The sequence below is a fragment of the Massilia sp. 2TAF26 genome, assembly GCF_052115005.1.
In the GTDB taxonomy this organism is placed as follows: Bacteria; Pseudomonadota; Gammaproteobacteria; order Burkholderiales; family Burkholderiaceae_D; genus Telluria.
In genome coordinates this window covers 100966-124571 of record NZ_JBFRFV010000008.1, presented here as the reverse complement: position 1 = coordinate 124571, position 23606 = coordinate 100966, and the positions used below count along the sequence as shown (strand labels likewise).

The following is a 23606-nucleotide window of genomic DNA, read 5'->3' as shown; positions in this document are numbered from 1 at the left end:
AATTGGAAGAGCAAGTAGGCAATTCCCTGATAGCTCAGTCGGTAGAGCGACGGACTGTTAATCCGCAGGTCCCTGGTTCGAGTCCAGGTCGGGGAGCCAGGTTTCAAGCCTCAGCGAGGCATGCACGGTTGGAAACTCACTCTGTGCAAGTCGCGATGGGGAAGCTATAATAGCAACATCAATTCCCTGATAGCTCAGTCGGTAGAGCGACGGACTGTTAATCCGCAGGTCCCTGGTTCGAGTCCAGGTCGGGGAGCCAGAATTCAGAAGAGGCCGCTTCAGTCGAAGCGGCCTTTTTTTCGTGGCTTGCTCGTGTGGCCTGCTCATTTGATCTACTCTTCCTCTCCGGTGCGGGCGCCAAGCTGTCCGGCGGCCGCTGGAAGCGGCCCGGCAATGCCATGCTCTACTGTGCCACGACCATTTTGCTGGCCGTGCTGGAAACTTTCAACCACATCAAGGCGGGCGGCCTGCCGCTGAGCCGTTATCTAGTGGAACTGTCCATTCCCGATGCGGTCTGGGACAGGGCGCGCCGGCTGGATGCGCCGCCGGTCGGCTGGGATGCCATCCCGGCGGGCAAGGTGAGCCTGGACGCGGGCGACGGCTGGATCAAGGCCAATGGCAGCGCGCTGATCTTCGTACCCTCGGTCGTCGTCAACGAAGAGTTCAACGTGCTCGTCAATCCCGCGCATCCGGACACCAGGCTGATCACGGCCCGGAAAGTCCGGAAGTGGAGCTACGACCCCAGGCTGACGCTTAGTTCTTCTTGCCGGATACCGGCTTGACCTTGCCGGCCGCCTCCAGCGCACGCTGGCGCGCGGTCTCGATATCCGGCGCGGTCGCCAGCGCCACGCCCATGCGGCGGCGCGCGAAGGATTCCGGCTTGCCGAACAGGCGGATGTCCGAACCCGGCACCCGCAGCGCCTCGGCCACGCCTTCGAAGGCGATGCCGGCCTGCTCCAGCTGGCCGTAGATCACGGCGGAGGCGCCCGGCGCGCGCAGTTCCGGATTCACCGGCAGGCCGAGGATAGCCTTGGCATGCAGTTCGAACTCGCTCTGGACCTGGGTCGCCATGGTCACCATGCCGGTGTCGTGCGGACGCGGGCTGACTTCCGAGAACCACACCATGTCGCCCTTCACGAACAGCTCGACGCCGAACACGCCGCGGCCGCCCAGGCTGGCGGTGACCTTGCTGGCGATCTCGCGCGCGCTCTCCAGGGCGCGCGGGCTCATCGGCTGCGGCTGCCAGGATTCGACGTAGTCGCCGTGGACCTGCTTGTGGCCGATCGGCTCGCAGAAGCCGGTGACGATCTCGCCGTTGCCGTTCGACGAGCGCACGGTCAGCAGGGTGATCTCGTAGTCGAAATCGATGAAGCCTTCGACGATCACGCGGCCGGCATCCACGCGCCCGCCGGCGGCCGCGTAGTTCCAGGCGTTCTCGACGTCATCCATGCTGTCCAGTTTCGACTGGCCCTTGCCGGATGAGGACATGACCGGTTTCACGACGTTCGGAAAGCCGATCTCGGCGCAGGCCGCCTTCAGCTCTTCGAGGCTGCTGGCGAAGCGGTAGGGCGAGGTGGCCAGGCCCAGTTCCTCGGCGGTCAGGCGGCGGATGCCTTCGCGGTTCATGGTCAGCTGGGCGGCGCGGGCGGTGGGGATGCAGGTGATGGCACCTAGCGCTTCGAGCTCGGCCAGCTTGCTTGTCGCGATCGCCTCGATTTCCGGCACGACCAGGTCGGGCTTCTCTTGTGCGATCAGCGCGGCCAGGGCTTCACCGTCGGTCATGTCGATCACGTGGGCGCGGTGCGCGACCTGGTGGCCCGGCGCGTCGGCATAGCGGTCGACGGCGATCACTTCGACGCCGAGGCGCTGCAGGGAAATGATGACTTCCTTGCCGAGCTCGCCGGAGCCGAGCAGCATCACTTTCGTGGCGGAGGGAGACAGGGGCGTACCGAGGATGGGTGCTTTCGTCATTGCAGTGGATGGTGTGGAGGGAAGCGAGCACTATAACAAAATAAAAAAACCTTGCCAGATTCGGTCCAGCGGTTATAATGCGTGCCTCAATTCCCTGATAGCTCAGTCGGTAGAGCGACGGACTGTTAATCCGCAGGTCCCTGGTTCGAGTCCAGGTCGGGGAGCCAGAACATGAAAAGGCCGCTTCAGTGAAGCGGCCTTTTTGCTTTTCGAGGTCACGCCGATGATTTCCTTGAACGATGCCGCCGTAATTGCCGAACACGCCGCCCGGGCCGATGCCGAAGGCTGGCTGCGCCCGCAACAGCAAACCCTGATCCACGAACGCGGCTGGCTTCGCATGCTGGCCCCGCGCGCGGTCGGCGGCGCCGAGCTGCCGCTGCCGGAGGTGGTGCGGCTGGAAGAGGCGATCGCCCGCGTCGACGGCAGCATGGGCTGGACCGTGACCCTGTGCGCCGGCGCCGGCTGGTTTGCCGGCTTCCTGTCGCCGCGCCTCGCAGCCGGGATCCTGGCGACGCCGCAGGTCTGCCTGGCCGGCAGCGGCGCACCGACCGGCTACGCCGACCGCGAAAGCCGGGGAGGAGAAGCGGGCTGGCGCATCGACGGCCTGTGGGACTACGCCAGCGGCGCGCCGATGGCCACCCACTTCACCTTCAACGCGGTTCTGCGCGAGCAGGGCGAGCCGCTGCTGGACGCCGCCGGCAATCCGCGCATCCAGGCCTTCGTGGTGCCGGCCGCACTGGTCGAGATCGTGCCGCGCTGGCGCAGCATCGGCCTGCGCGCCACCGCCTCGCACGCCTATCGCGTGGCCGGGCAATGGATCCACGCCGACCACGGTTTCGGGATCGACCCGGCCAGGGCTTGCGCACAAGGCCCGCTGTACCGTTTCCCGTTTCTTCCCTTTGCCTTCGTCACGCTGGCGGCCAACGTGGCCGGCATGGCGCATCACTTCGTCGAGCTGGCGCAGGAATGCATCGCCCACCGCCGCAACCGCTTCGGCGGGCAGGGCGAGCCCCTGATCGAGGTGCCGGCCGTGCGTGCGCTGCTGGACTCGACCCGTGCTTCGCTCGACGCCGTGCGCGAGCGCTTCTACGCGCGGCTGGATGCGACCTGGGACCAGGTCGTGGGAGGCGCGCCGGTCGGCATTGAGGAGGCCGCGCAGATGCAGGCGCTGTCGATGGAATGGGTGAACGCATCGCGCCGCGCGGTCGATGCGCTCTACCCATATTGCGGCCTGTACGCGGCGCGCGAGGACACGCCCGTCAACCGGGTCTGGCGCGATTTTCACACCGCGTCCCAGCACGCCCTGCTGACCCCGTGCACGAGCACTGGTCAAACGGCAACTGAACCGCTATAATGCGAGCCTCAATTCCCTGATAGCTCAGTCGGTAGAGCGACGGACTGTTAATCCGCAGGTCCCTGGTTCGAGTCCAGGTCGGGGAGCCAGAATACGAAAGGCCTCGTGTGCAAGCACGAGGCCTTTTCCGTTTACGCCTGCAGGATCTCGCGGAAGCTGGCCACCAGCGGACGCAGGTTGATGCGGTGCCACACTACCCACAGCGGGGCGCGGTGACTGAACCAGGGCAGCTCGCGCAAGGTCACCCCCGGCGGCGCCTGGTGGCGCAGGCCCTGCTGCACGATTGCGATGCCCAGGTTTGCCGCCACGAGTCCCATTGCCGTCGTCGGTTCGCTCGCTTCCATCTTGATGTTGGGCGTGAAGCCGGAGCGCACGCAGGCGGCGACGAAGTCTTGATGATGCGTGCCCGTCTCGTGGTGGCGCACGGCGATCCAGTCCTGGCCGTTCAGGTCTTCCGGCTTCAATTCCTTCACTGCGCACAGGGGGTGGCAATCCGGCAAGGCCAGGATCATCGGATCGCTGAGCACCTGCGCGGATTCCAGGTCCGGATCGTCGGCCGGGGGCGGATCGCAGACCAGTGCGATGTCCAGGCTGCGCTGGCGCAGCCCTTCCAGCTGCTCCGATGGGGGCTGGCTGTACAGCGCGACGTGTACCGAGGGCCGACTGGCGCGCAGGGTGCGCAGGCCGGCCGGCAGCACGCCGGCGTGCATGGCGTTCTCGATGTAGCCGATGCACAGGCCGCCCTCGTCGCCGCGCCCCAGTCGTTTGGCCAGGGACTCCAGGCGGTTGGCGTGGGTGAGAAAAGCCTGCACCTCGGTCAGGAAGGTGCGGCCGTCCCGCGTGAGGCGGATGCGCTGCTGGCTGCGCTCGAACAGCGTCAGGCCCAGCTTTTCTTCGAGCTGGGCGATCTGCCGGCTCAGCGGCGATTGCGAGATGTGAAGCTTTTCGGCGGCCCGTCCCACGTGCTCTTCCTCGGCGACGGTGACGAAATACTGAAGTTGGCGTATGTCCAACATATAAGACCTTTTGAGACTTAAGTGATGCAAATTATGTCTTGGACAGTCTTATGTCGTCAACCTACACTTGCCTTCACTTACTTCATCATCCCAAAAGGAAACCGACATGAGCATCCGTCACAAACTGAAAAGCAAACTGGGCTTCGGCGCCGCACCGCTGGGCAATATGTTCCGCAACATCCCCGACGCCGAGGCGCTGGCGACGGTGGACGCGGCCTGGGAGCAGGGCGTCCGCTACTTCGACACCGCGCCGCTGTATGGCGCCGGCCTGTCCGAGATTCGTCTCGGCGAAGCCCTGGCTGGCCACAAGCGCGACGATTATGTGCTGAGCACCAAGGTGGGCCGCGTGATCCTCGACGAGGTGGAAGACCCGGCTGCCCGCCAGCTCGGCGAGAAGGGCGGCGTGTTCCAGCACGGCCGCCCCAACAGGATCGTCAACGACTATGGCGCCGACGCCACGCTGCGCTCGATCGAGGACAGCCTGAAGCGCCTGAAGACCGACCGCCTGGACCTGGTCTTCATCCACGACGTGGCGCAGGACTTCTACGGCGACGAATGGCTGGCCCGGTTCGAGACCGCGCGTCTAGGGGCCTTCCGCGTGCTGGACCGCCTGCGCGACGAAGGCGTCATCAAGGGCTGGGGTCTCGGCGTGAATCGGGTCGAGCCGGTCGAACTGATCCTGGACCTGAACGAACCGGCACCGGACGTGATGCTGCTGGCCGGCCGCTACACCCTGCTCGATCACGAGCGCGCGCTGCAGCGCGTGATGCCGGCCGCGGCCGCGCGCAAGGTCGATATCGTGGTCGGCGGTCCATACAGCTCGGGCATCCTGGCGGGTGGCACCCACTTCGAGTACCAGAAAGCCTCGCCGGACATCATCGCGAAGGTGGAGCGGATCAAGGCGATCGCGCAAGGCCACGGCGTCAGCGTCAAGGCGGCGGCCCTGCAGTTCGCCCTCGCCAATCCGGCCGTCGCCGCGGTCATTCCCGGCGCCAGCCGTCCGGAGCGCATCATGGAAGACCATGCCGCGCTGAACGAAAAAGTGCCTGCCGCCTTCTGGCAGGAGATGCGTGAACAGAAGCTGGTCTCGGCCGATGCGCCGCTGCCCGGCGATTCGAAGGAGTAAGAACATGGCCAATACCATCGCAAGCATCGAACTTCCGGTGTCCGCGCAACGCGTGTGGCAACTGATCGGCGGCTTCGACGCGCTGCCCGACTGGCTGCCCTATATTCCGCGGAGCGAGTCGAGCGAAGGCGGGCGCGTGCGCACGCTCGCCAACCCGGCCGGCGACGCCATCGTCGAAAGGCTGGAAGCCTTCAACGACAAGGAGCGCAGCTACAGTTATTCGATCCTGAAGGCGCCTTTCCCGGTCACCGGGTATTACTCGACGCTGCGGGTCAGGCCGGCAGGCGAGTCGGCGGCCGTGGTCGAGTGGTCGGGCAGCTTTACGCCGGCAGGCGCCAGCGAACAGGAAGCCACGCAGCTGTTTTTCGGCATCTATATGGACGGGCTGGCAGCCTTGAAGGAGAAGTTGTTGCGCCAGGACGCCGATGGGCCGGTAAATTCATCGGCAAGCCAGGCCCTCTCCAGCAGACCTTGCTCAAGCCTTTTATAATCGGTCTTTTGTCGCGGACCGGTCATGAAAAGCGCAGTAAATACAAATGCTTACGACAAGACCGCGGCGCCGCAGGACGGTCTTTCCGGCGCCCAGCTCATCTGGGCCGTGATCGTCCTGTCGCTCGGCGTCGGCATGTCCGCGCTCGATACCGCCATCGCCAATACGGCGCTGCCGGCCATGGCCCAGCAGCTGCACGCCAGCCCGGCGGATTCGGTGTGGATCGTGAATGCCTACCAGCTGGCCATGGTCGCAACCCTGCTGCCGGTGGCGGCGCTGGGCGAGACCATCGGCTACAAGCGGGTCTATATCGCGGGCATGGTCATCTTCACCGCCGCTTCGCTGGCCTGCGCGCTGGCCTGGTCGCTGCCGGTCCTGATCGCCGGGCGCCTGTTCCAGGGCCTGGGCGCGAGCGCCCTGATGGGCGTGAACTCGGCGCTGATCCGCACCGTCTATCCGGCCAAGCTGCATGGACGCGGCTTCGGCAACAATGCGCTGGTGGTGGCGATCGGCTTTGCCATCGGCCCCAGCCTGGCATCGATCATCCTCAGCGTCTCGTCCTGGGAATGGCTGTTCGGGATCAACGTCCTCCCCGGCGTGCTCGGCTTCTTCCTGGCCCGTAAAGCCTTGCCGGAATCGCCGCGCGCCAGCCACAAGGTCGACGGCGTGGCCGGCCTGTACAACGTCGCCGCCTTCGGCATGGCCATCCTGGCGCTGGGCGATGCGGCCCACCGCGTCGGCATGCGCACCCTGTTGCCGGAGACCGTGATCGCATTGTTCTTCTTCTTCCTGCTGATCCGCCGCCAGAAGGGCCACCCGGCGCCGCTGCTGCCGGTGGACCTGTTCCGCCTGCCGCTGTTCACCCTGTCCACGCTGACCGCGATCTGCACCTTCGCGGCGCAGGCGCTGGCCTTCGTCGCGCTGCCGTTCTACTTCGAGAGCCAGCTCGGCCGCACGCCGGTGGAGACCGGCTTCCTGCTGACGCCCTGGCCGGTGATGGTCGGCATCATGGCGCCGGTGGCGGGGCGCCTCAGCGACCGTTATTCGCCGGGCCTGCTGGGCGGCGTCGGCCTGATGATCCTGGCGGCCGGCCTGGCCCTGCTGCTGGGCATGCCGGCTTCGCCTTCGGCCTTCGACATCGGCTGGCGCATGGCCGTGTGCGGCGTCGGATTCGGCTTCTTCCAGGCGCCCAACGTGAAGGCGATCATGGCCAGCGCGCCGCCCTCGCGCAGCGGCAGCGCCAGCGGCATGGTGGCGACCGCGCGCCTGATCGGGCAATCGACAGGCGCCGCGCTGGTGGCCTTCTGCCTGACCGTGTTCCACCTGCGCGGCACCTGGTATGCGATCGCCATTGCGGCGGTGTTTGCGGCGGCGGCCAGCATCGCCAGTTTTTCGCGGCTGGTGGTGGCTGCGCCAGCGCGTTAATGCGCTCGTCGTGCCGGGCATTGCCCGACCCGACTCTTTAAACGGCGGTGCACGCCTCGATATGAAGGGCATGGCGCGCCGTTCCCGCATTCCCGACACCCTTGACACCTCCCCGGAGCCCGAGGGCGAGGCACTGTGCCCGCTGTGCGGCCGGCCGCTGGGCGTCGAGAACATCGACCGGCACCACCTCGTTCCCAAGTCCCTGAAGGGCAGGGAACAGTTTCCGATCCACAAAATCTGCCACCGCAAGATCCACTCGATCTTTTCCGAACGCGAACTGCTGCGCGCCTATCACACCTGGGATGCACTGAAGGGCCACGAAGACATCCGCTCCTTCATCGGCTGGGTCGCGAACAAGCCGCCCGGCTTCTACACCCGCACCTTCACGGCCAACAAGAAGCAGGGAAGAAGATAAGCAGCTAATGGCTATATGGCAACATCGGCATAAATAGTCGGGTATCCCTGCTGCATGGACGTCGCCATCAGCGTGCCTGGTGTAAAATTAAAGCTTACTATTTTGCAATTCGCGTCACATTTTGCCCACCTTACCGCAGTTGCAATGACCCGAGACGAATCCAGCGCCTGCTCCGTCCTCCTCATCGACGACGAACCCTTTGCCGAAGACATCATCTCGCATGGCCTGAAAGGCTGTGCGCCGCATACCCTGCGCTTCGCGAGCCGGCCGGAGATGGCGGTCGAACTGGCGCGCGAGATCGGGGCGACGGTTGTGCTGGTCGACCTGCGCATGCCGGAGATCGACGGCCTGGAAGTCACGCGGCGCCTTCGCGCCGACAAGGACACCGAACACATTCCCGTGATCGTGCTGTCCTCGGAAGATGATCCGGACATCAAGGCCAAGGCCTTCGCGGTCGGCGCCAACGACTACCTGGTGAAGTGGCCGGATCCGCGCGAACTGGTGGCGCGGGTGCGCTACCACAGCGACGCCTTCGTCGCGCGCCGCCAGCGCGACGCCGCCTTCGTCTCGCTGCGCCACAGCCAGGAGCAGCTGGCGGCCAGCCAGTCGGCCCTGTTCCAGGCCCAGAAGATGGAGGCGATCGGCCAGCTGACGGGCGGCGTGGCCCACGACTTCAACAACGTGCTGCAGATCGTCGGCGGCAACCTGCAGCTGCTGAAACTGGTCGGCAACCTGAACGATGCCGGCAAGGCGCGCGTCGACATGGCGCTGGCCGGGGTCGAGCGCGGCGCCAAGCTGTCCTCCCACCTGCTGGCCTTCGCCCGCCGCCAGCCGCTGCAGGCGGTGGTGATCGATCCAGGCCACCTGTTGCGCGAGATGGACGACATGATGCGGCGCGTGCTCGGCCCGCGTGCGCGCGTGGTCACCGAGATCGAGCACCGGCTGGGCAGCACCCTGGTCGACCCCAACCAGCTCAACAACGTGCTGCTGAACCTGGCCATCAATGCGCGCGACGCCATGGGCGGCAGCGGCACGCTGACGATCCGCGCCGCCAATGCGGGGCCGGACAGCGACTTGCCGCCGTCGCTGGCGGCCGGGCATTACGTGATGATCGAGATCCTTGACACCGGCAAGGGCATGGCGCCGGACGTGCTGGAACGCGCCTTCGAACCCTTCTTCACCACCAAGCCGACCGGGCAGGGCACGGGGCTGGGCCTGTCGATGGCCTATGGTTTCGTGAAGCAGTCGGGCGGCGAGATCGTGCTGCAGAGCGAGCCGGGCAAGGGCACCAGCGTGCGCATCTGGCTGCCGCGCAGCGAAGCGGCGCCAGCCATGTTCGAGGACGTGGCGGCTGCGCCCCTGCTGGGCGGGCCGGAAACGATCCTGGTGGTCGAGGACGAGGAAGACGTGCGCAGCGCCACCTGCGGCATCCTGTCGGCGCTCGGCTACCGGGTGCTGGAGGCGCCGGATGCGGCGGTGGCCAAGGCGATCGTGGAAAGCGGCGAGCAGATCGACCTGGTGTTCAGCGACGTCATCATGCCGGGACCTGTCAGCAGCCTGCAGCTGGGGGACGCGGTGCGCGCCCGGCTGCCGCAGGCGCAGATGTTATATACCTCGGGATATGCGGAAGGCGTGCTGGCGCACGAGGGCAAGCTGGATGCGAGCGTCAACCTGCTGCAGAAACCCTATCATCCGGATGCGCTGAGTGCGCGTATCCGTCATCTGCTGCGGCGCCGGGCAAGCTGACGCCTTTGTCATGCGTGGCCTCGTTCATTTATTCGGCTTGATGTATTTCTGCGAACCCGGCGGCGGTTCGTTCAGCACCGCCCAGAAGATCCCGAGGTCGGCGATCGCGCGCACGAACTCCGTGAAATCGACCGGCTTGACCACATAGGCGTTCACGCCCAGCTCGTAGCTGCGCACCAGGTCCTGTTCTTCCTTCGACGAGGTCAGCATCACCACCGGCAGCGGTTTCAGGCCGTCGGTGGTACGGATTTCCTTCAGCACCTCGAGGCCGTCGACCTTCGGCAGCTTGAGGTCGAGCAGCACCACGGCCGGGTTGCCGGCGGTACGCTGCGCGTGTTCGCCGCGGCGGTGCAGGTAGTCGAGCGCTTCGGCGCCGTCGCGCACGACGATCACCTGGTTGGCGAGCTGGCTCTTCGACAGGGCTATCAGCGTGAGTTCCAGGTCGTTCGGATTGTCTTCGACGAGCAGGATGGGTTTGAGCATGCGTTCCTTGAGGACTCGATCAGTGAATTCAGTTGCTTGAAACATGTTTTGGAATGGCAAAGGAGAAGGTCGCGCCTTCGCCCTGCACCGACTCGGCCCACACCCGGCCATTGTGCCGCTCGACGATGCGGCGCACGTTGGCCAGGCCGATGCCGGTACCCTGGAAGTCTTCTATGCGGTGCAGGCGCTGGAACACGCCGAACAGTTTGTGCGCGTATTCCATGTTGAAGCCGGCGCCGTTGTCGGCCACATGGAAGATCGTCTCGCCGGGCGTGTCTTCGGCACTGACGCGGATGATGGCCGGGTCCTTCTTCCCGGTGAACTTCACGGCGTTCGACAGCAGGTTGAGCATCGCCAGGTGCAGGAAGGTCGGGTCGGCGTAGGCCGCCGGCAGCGGGGCGATGTCCCATTCGAGGTTGCGGCCGCGCGTTTCCAGCGCCAGCTTGTCGATGCAGGCGGCCACCAGGTCGTTCATGTCGACCGTGGTCGGGCGCAGCGAGGCGCGGCCCATCTGCGAGAAGGACAGCAGGTCGTCGACCAGCTTGCCGGCCATGCGCGCCGCCTCCTTGATGTTCTTGAGGAAGCGCTGGCGCTGTTCGCCGTTCTCGCTGCCGGCCGATTCGATCAGGAGGTCGGCGAAGCCGACGATGTGGCGCAGCGGCGCGCGCAGGTCGTGCGAGACCGAATAGGAGAAGGCTTCCAGCTCCTTGTTGGAACGGGTCAGCTCCTCGGCCAGTTCGGCCATCTGCTCGGCGCGCTCGAGGGCGATGCCCAGCAGGGCGGTGCGGAATTCCAGCGCCAGTTCGATCTCGCCGCCATGCCAGGGCATGCTGGTGCCGTGGATGGTCTCGCGCCAGGCCTGGAAGCTGGTGCGCGGCGACAGCTGCAGCGGAGTGCCGGCGGCCGGGCCGCCGGCCGCCGCCTGCACGAGCTTGTCGTGCGGGTTGCCGGCCCATTCGATCGTGTGCACGTATTCGGCGCGAAACCACAGCAGGTAATGCTTGTGGATGCGCGAGATCGGCATCGCCAGCAGGCCGCTGGCGTTGCGCACCATTTTTGCCGCCTCGGGCCAGGCCGACGATAAGTTGTCGGTGTGGTAGATGTCGCCGTGGCCGTGCACGGCCAGCCAGTCGACCAGGCCCAGGATATCGTCCTGCTCGGGCGTGTCGCCATAGGTCAGCACGCGCTCGTCGACCACCACCGCGACGCCGGTGGCGCGCGCGAAGCGCAGCAGCTCGGGGAAGACGCTCGACAGGTTCTCGATGAAATCGCTGCCCTGGGTCAGGCCGGCCAGCATCGACACCATGATGCGGCGCAGGTCCAGGCGGAACTGCAGCTCGTGGGCATCTTCGCGCGATTCGATGCACAGCGCGAGCAGCTGGCCCAGCTGCTCGCAGGCGGTGCGCTGCTCGAAGGGTACCGGGGACGGCCCCTCGTTGTGGCAGGAGATCAGGCCCCACAGCTTGCCCTTGACCATCAGCGACACCGACATCGAGGCCAGCGTGCGCATGTTTCGCATGTACTGCAGGTGCACCGGCGAGACGCTGCGTAGCACCGCGAACGACAGGTCGTTCGGCTTGCCGGTGACCGGATTCATGGCCGGGACCAGCGGCGCCGGCGTGTAGTTGGCGTCCTGGATCAGGCGGATCGGCGACAGCGCGTACAGCTGGCGCGCCTGGACCGGGATGTCGGAGGCCGGGAAATGCTGGCCCAGGTAGGAAGCGTAGTCTTCCTGCTTGGCCTCCGCCATCACGTGACCGTGGCCGTCGCGGTCGAATTTGTACACCATCACGCGGCCGAAACCCGTCACCGAGCGCACGTGGTGGCAGGCCAGCCGGGCCAGCGATTCCACGCACTCGGCACTGTTCACTTTCTGCAGGAAGTCGCCGATCAGCGAATACAGGTGGCGGAAATCGGCCGTGGCGGCGCGTTCGGTCGGTTCGAACTCGAGGATGGTCAGCTCGTCCCAGCGGTGCCCGAGCACGTCGAAATGGCGGCCATTGCCGATCGTGACCGTGCCCACGTAATAGGGACGCGAGCCCAGATTTTCCGTCAGTTCCGGCGCCAGGCGGAGGGCGGCCGCTTCGCCGGTCACCTCGGCGAGCGGGCGGCCGACGGCTTCCTGGACGCCGAAACCGGTCCAGTCGCCCAGGTTGGCGCTGGCCTGCAGGATTTCCAGGCCGTCGGACAGGGTCAGCATGAAGCCGTGGGGCTGGATGCTCCCGGGCGTGCGAATCGGCTCCCTGTCGCAGGCCGACAGGTCGAGTACGGGGGCGGAAGAGGCCGGATTCATGTACGTGGGATGATGTAAAACTTAAATTTCAACTCCGCCATTTTACATTGAATGCCGTGCGGTACCCTTCTTTAGGTATTCTGGCAATGTTGCCCATGCGGCGATAAGACAACGGTATGACTAATGCAGAATTGTGAAATCCCTTGTTACGCGTGCGGGCTGGGCGAACAGGCTGGGTGTATCATGAAGTGGATTTGGATCAATGAATTTGTGCCTCTGACACGAGTGGCAAGCCATGAGCGAACACATGCAGGAAAAGAAAATCTTGTCGGATGAGCGGCGCTATCAGTACCTGATTTCCGGTATCAACGACTACGCGATCTACATGCTCGACCCGCAAGGGCACGTGAGCAGCTGGAACGCGGGCGCGAACCGCTTCAAGGGCTATGTGGCGCAGGAGATCCTCGGCCAGCATTTCTCGCGCTTCTACACCGAGGAAGACCGGGAATCCGGTCTGCCGGCGCGCGCGCTGAAGACCGCGCTCGAGCAGGGCAAGTTCGAATCCGAAGGCTGGCGCGTGCGCAAGGATGGCAGCCGCTTCTGGGCCCACGTGGTCATCGACCCCATCTACAACGAGGAAGGGGTCCTGCTCGGCTTTGCCAAGGTAACCCGCGACGTCACCGAGCGCAAGGAGGCCGAGGACAGGCTGCGCGAGAGCGAGCAGCGCTTCCGCCTGCTGGTGCAGGGCGTGACCGACTATGCGATCTACATGCTGTCGCCGGAAGGAACGGTCACCAACTGGAATTCGGGCGCCGAGCGGATCAAGGGCTATACCCAGGACGAGATCGTCGGCATCCACTTCTCGCGCTTCTACACGGCCGAGGACCACAACGCCGGCGTGCCGAAACAGGCGCTGTCGACCGCCGCCGAGACGGGGCGCTTCGAGGCCGAGGGCTGGCGGGTGCGCAAGGACGGCACCCGCTTCTGGGCCCACGTGATCATCGACGCCATCCACGACGACGAAGGCAAGCTGGTGGGTTTTGCCAAGATCACCCGCGACCTGACCGAGAAGAAGCGCATCGCCGACGCGCTGGAAGCCGCCAACGCCGCGCTGTACCAGGCGCAGAAGATGGAGTCGATCGGCCAGCTCACGGGCGGCGTCGCGCACGACTTCAACAACCTGTTGTCGGTGCTGTCGAGCGGCCTGGAAGTGCTGGCGATGCAGCGCGGCGAGGGCAGCGACACCCGCACCATCGAGAGCATGCGGCGCGCGGTGGACCGCGGCGCGCGCCTGACCCAGCAGCTGCTCGCCTTCGCGCGCCAGCAGCCGCTGCAGGCCGAGACCCGCAACCTGAACCGCATCGTCACCGGCTTCGAATCCGTGCTGCGGCGCGCCGTCAATGCCGGCATCGAGTTCGAGGTCGACCTCGACCGCAATGCGCATAGCGCGGTGATCGACAGCGCGCGCCTCGAGTCGGCCCTGCTGAACCTGGTGGTGAACGCGCGCGACGCCATGCCGGACGGCGGCCGCATCGTCATCGCGACCCGCAACGTGACGATCGGCCACCACGAGGCGGGCAGCCTGGCGGCCGGCGACTACGTGCGGATCTCGGTCAGCGATACCGGCACCGGCATGCCGCCCGACGTGGCGCGGCGCGCCTTCGAACCCTTCTTCACCACCAAGGAAGTGGGCAAGGGCACCGGCCTGGGCCTGTCCCAGGTCTACGGCTTCATCAAGCAGTCGGACGGCGACGTGGTCATCGAGAGCAAGCAGGGCGAGGGCACCACGATCTCGATCTACCTGCCGGCGGTGGTGTCCGAGGCCCACGAGGACAAGCGTGCGCATGTCGAGCGCGTGCTGATCGTCGAGGACGAGCCGGACCTGATGGATGTCGCCGCCTCGCTGTTCACCAGCATGGGCTACGACGTGGTGACGGCATCCAGCGGCCGCGAGGCGATCGACATGATGGAGCAGCTCGATGTCGACATCCTGTTCACCGACGTCGTCATGCCGAACGGGATGGACGGCCTCGAGCTGGCCAGCTACACGCGCACCCATTATCCCGGCACCAAGATCATGCTGGCCTCCGGCTATCCGCTGCCGGCGCTGAAGCAGCGCCATGGCCAGGACCTGAACGAGTTCGCCTTCGTCAACAAGCCCTACCGGCTGTCCGACCTGGCGCGCACCCTGCGCACGGCGATGTAGGCGGAGCGGGCGCGACGATGGTCCTGCATGTCGAGACGCCGCTGCTGCCCTCGGGCGCCATGGCCACCCGGCCCGGCCAGTCGGTGTGGCTGAAGATGGAGGCGCTGCAGCCTTCCGGCTCGTTCAAGCTGCGCGGCATCGGCCACGCCTGCGAGCAGTACGCGCTGCGCGGGGCGCGGCGCTTCGTCTCGTCCTCGGGCGGGAATGCCGGCATCGCCGCCGCCCACGCCGGACGCCGGCTCGGCCTGCCGGTGACCGTGGTGGTACCGGAGACGGCCAGCGCCAGGGCGCGCGAGCTGATCGCGCGCGAGGGCGCCGAAATCGTCGTCCATGGCGCCTCCTTCCAGGAAGCGAACGCGCTGGCGCAAGCGATGCTGGGCGCCACCGACGCCTTCATCCACCCCTTCGACGACCCGCTGCTGTGGGAGGGCCACGCGAGCATGATCGACGAGGTGGCGCGCGCCGGCCTGATTCCCGATGCGGTGGTGCTGTCGGTCGGCGGCGGCGGCCTGCTGTGCGGCGTGGCCGAAGGTTTGCGGCGCCATGGCTGGGATGCGGTGCCGGTCATTGCCGTCGAGACCGAAGGCGCCGATTCCCATGCGCGCTCGCTGCGGGCCGGAGAGCGCATCGAACTGCCGGCCATCACCAGCATCGCCACCTCGCTGGGCGCGCGCAAGGTGTCGGAACAGGCTTTCGAACTGGCGCGCCGCCGTCCGGTCGAGCCGGTGGTGGTGAGCGACCGCGAGGCCGTCGAGGCCTGCCTGCGCTTCATGGACGACCATCGCGTCGTGGTGGAACCGGCCTGCGGCGCCTCGCTGGCGCTGGCCTATCGCGCCGGCGAGAGGCTCGCTGCTTACGAGCGCGTGCTGGTGGTCGTGTGCGGCGGCGTCACGGCCACCGTCGAACAGCTGCAGCGCTGGGGCCGCGAGCTGGCTGCCTGAATCGTGGGCAAGGCGTGCCCACCCTACCTTATTCCAGGCCGAAAATAATGTCGCAGATGCGGTCGTAGACCGGATCGGCCGACGGTCCCGGGTTAGGCCAGTTCAGGATGTCGAAGTGGTCGTAGCCGTCGTAGGTGCCGAGGTAGTTCCAGCTGCCGCGCACGGCCCGGCCGTCGTAGTCGCGCACCGGATGGCCGGCGGGCGCGCGCATGCTCACCGTGTTGACCACGCCGTCGCTGGCGAACCAGCTGCCGTCGATCCGCACTCTCCCGGGCGCCGACTGGGTATAGGAACCCATGCCCGGCTGCGCCAGCGAACCCGCGATGAACTCGCCCGCGAACAGCTTGAAATAGGGGATCATGTCGTCGCGTGGATACTGGAACCGGCTGCTCTGGATCGGTGCCAGCACGCGGTCGCTGCCGTTGCAGCACCAGGCGCCCGCCACCGTCGCCCGCGTCCCCAGCGAAAACCAGTAGACCGAGGGAGAGGTCTGCGCCCAGCGGTTGAATTCGCGCGCGCCGTCCGGCGCCAGCTCCCAGTGCGCCAGGCGGCTGTCGAGGATGTCGCGCAGCGGACTGCGTAAATTCGGCAGGACGTCCAGCACGGCGTCGCGCAGGGTGGTGCCGTTGTGCGGCGCCGAGATCGTCACCGCGCTCGACACCCAGCCGGCCTTGCCGCCACGGTAAAGCTCGCCGCCGCCTTCGTCGCCGTCGGGCGAACCGTGTTCCAGTAGCTGTACCAGGGCGCGGATCGTGGTGCCGCCCTGGCTGTGGCCGATCAGGTGGACCGGGTGCGCCGCATCCCATTGTGGATAGAAGGCGAGGGGATAATCGTGCGGATTGTTGTCCGGATCGGCGGCCCAGCACTTGCCGGCCGGCTTTTGCGGCTGGCCGGGATAGCCGTGGCGGGCGACGTGGGTGGCGCCGTAGTCGACGCAGCCGCCCTTGATCTGGGCGTACAGTTCGGCGGCGCGGTCCCAGTTCGAACTGATCGCGCCGACGCCGGCCGTGTAGACCGCATGCGGCCCCTTGTAGCGCTGCATGCGGGCCGCGATGTCGTGGTAGCCGCCCCAGTACAGGAAGCGACTGAAGGGAAAGGTATCCGGCCCGAAGCCGAGGAAGCCGTGCACCAGTACGACAGGATGGTTGTTGGCGGCCCCGGCCGTTGCACTGCCCAGCAGGCAGGCCAGGGCCAGCAGCGCTCGGGTGCTTGTTGTGTTAAACGACGGCATGTAGCTCTCCCTTGGTGGCGGACGCTACATTGTCGAATTGGTATTGGGTAGGGGGTTTGCGCGGTACCAAACGTCGGCCTGCGCCCTCAAACGTCGTCCCCGCGAAGGCGGGCACGGCGTTTGCACTTAATTCGCTACAACCGCGGTACCACCCATCTGCGCAGTACCCGCCGAATCGGCCGCGGGCGCCGGCACCGGCGTATTCGATGCCGTGACCGCGGCCTTCTCGGCCAGGTCCGGATTCCACACCACGTGCTCGTCGACGGAATACAGGCGGCACGGCTTGTCGCTCTTGGCCGAGCAGGTGGCAAGGGCGCGCGCTTCCGGCGCTTCGCCTTCCTCGGCCCAGCACCAGGCGCCGCTCGGCGACACCGCGAAGGCGCGCGGGGTCATCTTGGTCAGGTATTCGGCATAGGCGCGCTTGCCGTTCTCGCTGAGGAAAGGCACGGCCTCGACGTCCTCGATCTTTGCGAAATTGGTTGCCTGCGGCATCGGTGGCTGGGGCACCTTGTAGACCACCTTGGTCGGCATGCCGACGCGCTCCAGGAACTGCATGGTGTCGGCCAGCCAGACTTTCTCGCCGTCGCGGCTGGCCAGCATGCCGTGCGCATCGCGCTTGAACGCCGCGTACTCGACCAGCTGGGCCTTGCCGCCGGCCTGTTCGAAGGCGTCGTGCATGCGCGCCACCAGTTCCGGGCCGAACAGCGAATCGTTCTGGCCGTACATCCACAGGCTCGGAATCTTGTTCTGCGAACCGTATTCGGCAAAGGCCGAGACCAGGGCCGAGCGCCAGCCGCAACCGTTGCTGTCGTCGCGCAGGCCGCCGGCAAAATTGATCAGGCCGCGCACGCCCGGCAGTTCCCGGGTGCCCAGCGCCATGGTCGCGAGGCCGCCGTAGGACTGCCCGGCCACCACGATGCGGTCGGCGTCGATCCATTTCTGCTCGCGGGCGTATGCCAGGGTGTCCATGATGTCCTCGGCCTGGATGTAGCCGTTGGCCGTCATGTCGCAGCCGCGGTCGCGGTAGCGGCCGGTCGAGTTGGCGAAGCCCTGGCGCATCGGCACCATCACCGCGTAGCCGCGGGCAACGAAGGCATGGGCCATGTGATAGAAGCGGTCGCGCGGCTGCAGGTTCGGGTGCCCCGGATCCTTGCCGTGGTTGATGATGATCAGCGGGAAGGGGCCCGGGCCATTCGGCGAGAACACCGTCGTTTCCAGGCGCGCCTGATGATTCTTGCCGGCCGGGATCAGGATGATGTGCTCGTTGATCCGGTAGTCGAGTTGCAACTCCTGCTCGACGGAAAAGCCCGGCAGCATGGCCAGCCCGATGATCAGTGCGGACGTAAGGTGGCGAACAAAAGCGCGTACTCTAAACATGGAAGACTCTGGGAACAGCGGCCTTACGGATGCATCCGGCAAGAACCAATTGCTTAGGGGAATAAATTGATTCTAAGCACTGTAATTTCTCAGAGCAATATCCGAATAACCAATTCGCGCATTAAATCTTTGTGTGTGGCCAGATTTGTCAGAACAGGCAGATAATTAGAATGTCCAACGATTGGGTGGCCCCATGGTTACTTTCGATGAACGGCTCAATGACCGCCTTGGCGAATTGTTCACCCAGGCCCTGCAAGGCGGTGGACGCGCATGGAACAAGGCGCTGGAACGCCAGTTGAAGCCTTACGGTCTGACGGTGGCCGGCTGGAGCGCCATCGCCGCGCTGGCGGAGCTTCGGCGTGGCGTCGGCGAGCATGAGGCACCAGGACCCTCGCAGACGGCCCTGGCGCAGCAGCTCGGCGTCGATGGCGCCACCCTCGTGACGACCATCGACCGCCTGACCGCCGCCGGCCTGATCGAGCGGGTCCCGAGCCAGCAGGACCGGCGGGTCAAGCTGGTCGTGCTCACGCAGGAGGGCCGGGAGATGGAGGACAAGCTCAGGGAGCACGCCGATGCCATGCGGCGCGAGGCACTGGCGCATCTCAACCCCGGTGAAGTGGCGATGGCCGTGAACGTGCTCGAGCAGTGGCAGCAGGTGCTGGAGAGTGCATGAGCGATAAATATGCGCCGCGCGAATGGCACCCGGACGAACGGCCGACCATGCCTGGCGGCCCATCCTTCCCCAGGCATTCCACGCCGCGCCGCATCGCCTATTTCCTGGTCGGCAGCCTGGTCAGCCTGACCGGCGGTCTCGGTAATGCGCTGGTGACGGTCAACCTGGTCAACCTGCAGGGCGCGCTGGGCGCCTTTGCCGCCGAGACCAACTGGCTGCCGACCGCCTATGTCATGACGAATGTCTCGATGAACCTGCTGCTGGTGAAGTTCCGCCAGCAGTTCGGCCTGCGCGCCTTCACCGAATTCTTCCTGGTGCTGTACGCGCTGGTGACCTTCGCCCACCTGTTCGTGAACGACCTCGGTTCGGCGATCGCGGTGCGGGCGGCGCACGGCATGGTGGGCGCCGCGCTGTCCACCCTGGGCCTGTACTACACCCTGCAGTCATTCAAGAAGGAGTGGCGGCCGCGAGGCATCATCATCTCGACCGGCATCTCGCAGCTGGCGCAGCCGATCGCCTACCTGTTCTCGACCCGGCTGCTGGAAGTGGCCGAATGGCGCGGCCTCTATTTGTTCGAGCTGGGCCTGACCCTGGTGACCCTGGGCGCCGTGCTGTGGCTCAAGCTGCCGCCGGGCGACCGCTTCCGGGCCTTCCGCCCGACCGACTTTCTCACCTTCGCGCTGTTCGCACCCGGCATGGCGCTGCTGTGCGCGGTCCTGACCTTCGGCCGGGTGCTGTGGTGGACCCAGGAGCCCTGGGTCGGCGTGGCGCTCGCCGTGTCGGTGGTCCTGCTGCTGGCGGCCGTCGCCGTCGAGCACAACCGCAAGAATCCGCTGCTGAACCTGCGCTGGCTGACCAACGGCATGATCGCGCGCCTGTTCATCGCGATGGTGCTGGTGCGCGTGGTGCTGTCCGAGCAGAGCATCGGCGCGGTCGGCTTCCTGCGCATGGTCGGCCTGAACAACGACCAGCTGCAGACCCTGTTCCTGGTGGTGCTGGTCTGCACCCTGCTCGGCATCGCCATGTCGGCCCTGGTCTACAACCCCAGGCACCTGATGGCGCCCCAGGTGGTTGCCCTCCTGATCATGGCCATGGGGGCCTGGATCGACTCGCACGCGACCAGCCTGACACGCCCCGAAGAGATGTACGTCAGCCAGGGCCTGCTGGCCTTCGGCGGCGTGTTCTTCCTCGGGCCGCTGCTGCTCACCCTGCTGGGTACGGTGATCACGAATCCGGCCAACCTGATCACCTTCTCGGTGCTGTTCGGCCTGACCCAGAACCTCGGCGGCCTGCTCGGTTCCTCGCTGCTCGGCACCTGGCAGGTGATGCGCGAAAAATTCCACTCCTCGAACCTGGCCGATGAGCTCAGCAGCCTCGACCCGCTGGTGGCGGCCCGCATCCAGCAGGGCGCGGCGGCCTATGGACGGGTGCTGGCCGATCCGTCCTCGCGCACGCGGCAGGGCATTGCGGTGCTGGGCCAGACCGTCACCCGCGAAGCCAACATCCTCGCCTACAACGACGTGTTCCTGGCGATCTCCATCCTCGCCGCGTTGCTGGCGGCCTGGATCTTCGGACGCGCGCTGTGGCTGACCTATGTGGCGCCGCCCGCCGCGGCGCCGCCGCCGTCGTCCACCCCCGAGACGGTGACCGACTCGCCGATCGCCAACGCCGCCGGCGAACCGCCCGAGCCGACCGCCGACGGCACCATCCGCCCGACCTGATCCTTTGAATACGACGACAATATGGCCGAGACCACTACCAACGCTTCCCAGGACAAATCGAACCGCCACGTGATCGCCAGCGGCGCCGTGTTCGCGCTGATCGCCCTGATCGGCGTCCTCATCGTCCTGTACGCCTGGGACCTGCCGCCCTTCCGCAGCACCATCCAGAGTACCGAGAACGCCACCGTGCGCGGGCAGGTGACCATCATCAGCCCGCAGCTGTCCGGCTACATCGTCGAGGTCGACGTCCAGGACTTCCAGCATGTGCGCCAGGGCCAGCTCCTGATGCGCATCGACGACCGCATCTACAACCAGCGCCTGGAGCAGGCGCGCGCCCAGCTGGCGACCCAGCGCGCGGCGCTCGCCAACTTCGCCCAGAGCCAGCAGAGCGCGCGCGCCACCATCTCCCAGAACCAGGCGGCGGTGGCGAATGCGGCGGCCCAGGCCCAGCGCGCCCAGGCCGACCTGCGCCGGGTCGAGGAACTGGCCGCCGACGGTTCGCTGTCGGCGCGCGAGCGCGACGCCGCCCGCGCCGCCCACGCCCAGGCGGTGGCGCAGACCGCGCAATCGCGCGCCGCGCTCGAGATCTCGCGCCAGAGCCTCAAGACCGTGGACGTCAACCGCGCCTCGCTGGAAGCGGCGGTGGCCAACGCCGAGGCGGCCGTGCGCCTGGCCGAGATCGACCTCGCCAACACCCGCATCCTGGCGCCGCGCGACGGCCAGCTGGGCCAGGTGACGGTGCGCCTGGGCGCCTTCGTCAACGCCGGCGCCCAATTGACCGCCCTGGTGCCGCAGACCATGTGGGTGGTGGCCAACATGAAGGAAACGCAGATGGCCGACGTGCGCCTGGGCCAGCCTGTCAGCTTCACCGTCGACGCCCTCAACCACGCGAAGATGCGCGGCCACGTCGAGCAGATCTCGCCGGCCACCGGCTCCGAGTTCTCGGTGATCACGCCGGACAACGCGACCGGCAACTTCGTCAAGATCGCCCAGCGCATCCCGGTGCGGATCAGCATCGACCCCAACCAGGAACTGGCGGCGCGCCTGCGGCCGGGCATGTCGGTGGTGGCCAGCATCGATACCGGCGCCCCCGCCGCCGCGCCGAAAGGGCAGCAGCGATGAAGAGGGCCGTGCGCGCATCGTTCGCCTACGGCGCTGCCATGCTGCTGCTGGCCGGCTGCCGCATCCCGGTGCAGGACCGCCCGGGCTCCACGCTCGAGGTGCCGGCGGCCTGGCGCGCGCCCCTGCAGGTGGGGCCGAACGCCGCCGTCGAGCAGGAATGGTGGCGGGCCTTCGGCGACCCGGCGCTGGACGCCCTGGTGGCCCAGGCGCTGGCGCGCAACGGCGACATCCGCAGCGCGCGCTCGCGCCTGCAGGAATACCAGGCCCGCATCGGGATCGCGCGCTCGGCCTTGGCCCCGAACCTGTCCGTCAGCGCGGGGCCGACCCGGGCGCGCAGCATCGGGCCCTTCGGTACGCCGATCGAATCGACCAGCATCACCGGTAATGTGCAGGCGGCCTACGAGATCGATCCCTGGGGCCGGCTGGAGGCCGCGACCCGGGCGGCGCGCTTCGATTACGCGGCCCAGCAGGCGGCGGCCGAGGCGACCGCGCTGTCGGTGGCGGCCAGCACCGCGTCCGGCTACCTGAACCTGCGCGGCCTGGATGCCCAGCTGGCGCTGGCGCGCCAGACCCTGGCCTCGCGCGAGCAGTCGCTGGCGCTGGCGAAGCGTCAGTTCGAGGTCGGCTACAGCTCGCGCCTGGAACTGTCCCAGGCCGAGGCCGAGTACCGCGCCACGGCCGCCGTGGTGCCCCAGCTGGAACGCTCGATCACCCAGCAGGAGAATGCCCTGGCCCTGCTGGCCGGCGCCAATCCGGGACCGGTGGCGCGCGGCGCCGGCCTGGTCGCGCTGCGGGCGCCGGGCATCGCGCCGGGCCTGCCGTCCGAACTGCTGCGCCGCCGGCCCGACATCGCCCAGGCGGAAGCGGCCATCGCCGCCGCCGACGCCAGCCTGGCCGCCGCCCGCGACCAGATGCTGCCCTCGCTGCGCCTGACGGCATCGGTCGGCGGCTATGCGCACACGCTGCCCGACCTGCTGGGCGCCGGCACCACCTTGTGGAGCGTGGGCGGCAGCGTGCTGGCGCCGCTGTTCGACGCCGGCCGCCTGCGCGCCCAGGCCGAGATCTCGGCCTCGCTGCGCGACCGCGCCGTGTTCGCCTACGAATCGGTGGTGCGCAACGCCTTCGCCGAGACCGAGAATGCGCTGACGGCCGTGCAGCGCCTGCGCGAGCAGCTCGACCAGACCGAGGCGCGCCGGGTTGCCACCGCCGAGGCCCTGCGCATCGCCCACAACCGCTACCGCAACGGCTACTCCTCCTACCTGGAAGAGCTGGACGCCCAGCGCAACGCCTTCAGCGCCGAAACCGCCGTGCTGCAGTTGCGCGCCAGCTGGCTGGCGGCGCACGTGGACCTGTACCGGGCGCTGGGGGGAGGCTGGCGCGTGGCACCATGAATCACCAATCGCATGGATGGAGGGGAGCATGATCAATGTGGGAATCATCGTGGGCAGCACCCGCCCCGGACGCAAGGCGCCCGACGTGGCGCGCTGGGTGATGGAATGCGCGGCCGCGCGCGGCGACGCCGCCTTCGAACTGGTCGACATCGCGGACTTCGGCCTGCCGCTGCTGGACGAGCCGGTGCCGCCGTCGATGGGCCAGTATTCGCAGCCGCATACGAAGGCCTGGGCGGCGAAGATCGCCGGGTTCGACGGCTTCGTGTTCGTCACGCCGGAGTACAACCACGGGACGTCCGGCGCGCTGAAGAACGCCATCGACTACCTGTACAAGGAGTGGAACAACAAGGCGGCCGGCTTCGTCGGCTACGGCAGCGCGGGCGGCGCGCGCGCGATCGAGAACCTGCGCCTGGTGATGGGCGAGCTGATGGTGGCCGACGTGCGCGCCCAGGTGATGCTGTCGCTGTTCACCGACTTCGAGAATTTCACCACCTTCAACCCGGCCGAGCACCACGAGCGCGCGGTCGAGACCATGCTCGACCAGGTGGTGCGGTGGAGCGGGGCGCTCAAGCCCCTGCGCAAGGACGATCCCCCGGTGCCGGAGCCGGACAATATGCCGCCGCGCGGGGAGCGGGTGGGCGGCAGTTTTTGATGTTTCGTCCGCCGGGCGGAGAGTACAATCGCC

The 23606-nt window shown here is 67.0% G+C and carries 20 protein-coding genes and 4 tRNA genes; 18 read left to right on the top strand and 6 right to left on the bottom strand.

The genetic code is table 11. The features are described from left to right. Positions 1-23: 23 nt before the first annotated feature. The 3 genes from AB4Z32_RS10920 to AB4Z32_RS10910 all read left to right on the top strand — a co-directional run bounded on the left by AB4Z32_RS10920 (position 24) and on the right by AB4Z32_RS10910 (position 782). Positions 24-99, top strand: a tRNA-Asn gene (locus tag AB4Z32_RS10920). 84 nt (positions 100-183) lie between these two features. Next, a tRNA-Asn gene (locus AB4Z32_RS10915) sits at positions 184-259 on the top strand. Between the two features lie 55 nt (positions 260-314). Next, complete coding sequence (locus tag AB4Z32_RS10910) at positions 315-782, top strand: RES family NAD+ phosphorylase (protein WP_442121863.1); 468 nt, start codon at positions 315-317, stop codon at positions 780-782. On the opposite strand, the gene purT is transcribed toward AB4Z32_RS10910, so the two are convergent. Then, positions 754-1971 (bottom strand): formate-dependent phosphoribosylglycinamide formyltransferase, encoded by a 1218-nt coding sequence (purT, locus tag AB4Z32_RS10905; protein ID WP_442121862.1) that lies wholly within the window; start codon positions 1969-1971, stop codon positions 754-756. The genes AB4Z32_RS10910 and purT overlap by 29 nt on opposite strands. Before the next feature lie 91 nt (positions 1972-2062). Between purT and AB4Z32_RS10900 the strand changes: the two genes are divergently transcribed. The 3 genes from AB4Z32_RS10900 to AB4Z32_RS10890 all read left to right on the top strand — a co-directional run bounded on the left by AB4Z32_RS10900 (position 2063) and on the right by AB4Z32_RS10890 (position 3414). Continuing rightward, positions 2063-2138, top strand: a tRNA-Asn gene (locus tag AB4Z32_RS10900). A gap of 56 nt (positions 2139-2194) precedes the next feature. Next, complete coding sequence (locus AB4Z32_RS10895; protein WP_442121861.1) at positions 2195-3325, top strand: acyl-CoA dehydrogenase; 1131 nt, start codon at positions 2195-2197, stop codon at positions 3323-3325. Positions 3326-3338: 13 nt separating this feature from the next. Next, positions 3339-3414: transfer RNA gene (locus tag AB4Z32_RS10890), tRNA-Asn, on the top strand. 42 nt (positions 3415-3456) lie between these two features. Here AB4Z32_RS10890 and AB4Z32_RS10885 read toward each other — a convergent pair. After that, on the bottom strand, positions 3457-4341 hold the full coding sequence (locus AB4Z32_RS10885) for a LysR substrate-binding domain-containing protein (RefSeq protein ID WP_442121860.1): 885 nt from the start codon (positions 4339-4341) through the stop codon (positions 3457-3459). Between the two features lie 106 nt (positions 4342-4447). Between AB4Z32_RS10885 and AB4Z32_RS10880 the strand changes: the two genes are divergently transcribed. The 5 genes from AB4Z32_RS10880 to AB4Z32_RS10860 all read left to right on the top strand — a co-directional run bounded on the left by AB4Z32_RS10880 (position 4448) and on the right by AB4Z32_RS10860 (position 9543). Then, a complete protein-coding gene (locus tag AB4Z32_RS10880; protein ID WP_442121859.1) occupies positions 4448-5467 on the top strand; it encodes an aldo/keto reductase in 1020 nt (339 codons plus the stop codon). 4 nt (positions 5468-5471) lie between these two features. Then, positions 5472-5957, top strand: coding sequence for an SRPBCC family protein (locus tag AB4Z32_RS10875; protein ID WP_442121858.1), 486 nt, complete (start codon positions 5472-5474; stop codon positions 5955-5957). A 24-nt stretch (positions 5958-5981) separates the two neighbouring features. Next, complete coding sequence (locus AB4Z32_RS10870; protein ID WP_442121857.1) at positions 5982-7382, top strand: MFS transporter; 1401 nt, start codon at positions 5982-5984, stop codon at positions 7380-7382. Positions 7383-7452: 70 nt separating this feature from the next. Further along, positions 7453-7797: an HNH endonuclease gene (locus tag AB4Z32_RS10865; RefSeq protein WP_442121856.1), complete on the top strand. Its 345-nt coding sequence runs from the start codon at positions 7453-7455 to the stop codon at positions 7795-7797. Between the two features lie 144 nt (positions 7798-7941). Then, entirely contained in the window at positions 7942-9543 is a 1602-nt protein-coding gene (locus tag AB4Z32_RS10860; protein WP_442121855.1) for a response regulator, read from the top strand. Positions 9544-9567: 24 nt separating this feature from the next. On the opposite strand, the gene AB4Z32_RS10855 is transcribed toward AB4Z32_RS10860, so the two are convergent. Both AB4Z32_RS10855 and AB4Z32_RS10850 read right to left on the bottom strand, forming a co-directional pair. Next, on the bottom strand, positions 9568-10026 hold the full coding sequence (locus AB4Z32_RS10855) for a response regulator (RefSeq protein WP_442121854.1): 459 nt from the start codon (positions 10024-10026) through the stop codon (positions 9568-9570). A 28-nt stretch (positions 10027-10054) separates the two neighbouring features. Then, positions 10055-12319, bottom strand: coding sequence for an ATP-binding protein (locus AB4Z32_RS10850; RefSeq protein WP_442121853.1), 2265 nt, complete (start codon positions 12317-12319; stop codon positions 10055-10057). 235 nt (positions 12320-12554) lie between these two features. On the opposite strand from AB4Z32_RS10850, the gene AB4Z32_RS10845 reads away from it, so the two are divergent. Both AB4Z32_RS10845 and AB4Z32_RS10840 read left to right on the top strand, forming a co-directional pair. Beyond that, complete coding sequence (locus AB4Z32_RS10845; protein WP_442121852.1) at positions 12555-14465, top strand: PAS domain S-box protein; 1911 nt, start codon at positions 12555-12557, stop codon at positions 14463-14465. 17 nt (positions 14466-14482) lie between these two features. Further along, complete coding sequence (locus AB4Z32_RS10840; protein ID WP_442121851.1) at positions 14483-15406, top strand: pyridoxal-phosphate dependent enzyme; 924 nt, start codon at positions 14483-14485, stop codon at positions 15404-15406. Between the two features lie 28 nt (positions 15407-15434). On the opposite strand, the gene AB4Z32_RS10835 is transcribed toward AB4Z32_RS10840, so the two are convergent. Next, on the bottom strand, positions 15435-16637 hold the full coding sequence (locus tag AB4Z32_RS10835; RefSeq protein WP_442121850.1) for an esterase/lipase family protein: 1203 nt from the start codon (positions 16635-16637) through the stop codon (positions 15435-15437). A gap of 126 nt (positions 16638-16763) precedes the next feature. Next, positions 16764-18014, bottom strand: a complete 1251-nt coding sequence (locus tag AB4Z32_RS10830; protein WP_442121849.1) for a dienelactone hydrolase family protein — start codon at positions 18012-18014, stop codon at positions 16764-16766. Between the two features lie 193 nt (positions 18015-18207). Between AB4Z32_RS10830 and AB4Z32_RS10825 the strand changes: the two genes are divergently transcribed. The 5 genes from AB4Z32_RS10825 to AB4Z32_RS10805 are packed head-to-tail and all read left to right on the top strand — an operon-like array spanning position 18208 to position 23573. Then, complete coding sequence (locus AB4Z32_RS10825) at positions 18208-18687, top strand: MarR family winged helix-turn-helix transcriptional regulator (RefSeq protein ID WP_442121848.1); 480 nt, start codon at positions 18208-18210, stop codon at positions 18685-18687. Beyond that, the gene (locus tag AB4Z32_RS10820; protein WP_442121847.1) at positions 18684-20408 is read left to right on the top strand and encodes an MFS transporter; all 1725 of its coding nucleotides are present in this window, start codon (positions 18684-18686) and stop codon (positions 20406-20408) included. The genes AB4Z32_RS10825 and AB4Z32_RS10820 overlap by 4 nt, the downstream gene beginning before the upstream one ends. A 21-nt stretch (positions 20409-20429) precedes the next feature. Next, the gene (locus tag AB4Z32_RS10815; RefSeq protein WP_442121846.1) at positions 20430-21530 is read left to right on the top strand and encodes an HlyD family secretion protein; all 1101 of its coding nucleotides are present in this window, start codon (positions 20430-20432) and stop codon (positions 21528-21530) included. Between the two features lie 8 nt (positions 21531-21538). Next, the gene (locus AB4Z32_RS10810) at positions 21539-22921 is read left to right on the top strand and encodes an efflux transporter outer membrane subunit (protein WP_442121845.1); all 1383 of its coding nucleotides are present in this window, start codon (positions 21539-21541) and stop codon (positions 22919-22921) included. 28 nt (positions 22922-22949) lie between these two features. Beyond that, positions 22950-23573 (top strand): NADPH-dependent FMN reductase, encoded by a 624-nt coding sequence (locus tag AB4Z32_RS10805; protein WP_442121844.1) that lies wholly within the window; start codon positions 22950-22952, stop codon positions 23571-23573. The last annotated feature ends 33 nt before the right edge of the window (positions 23574-23606 follow it).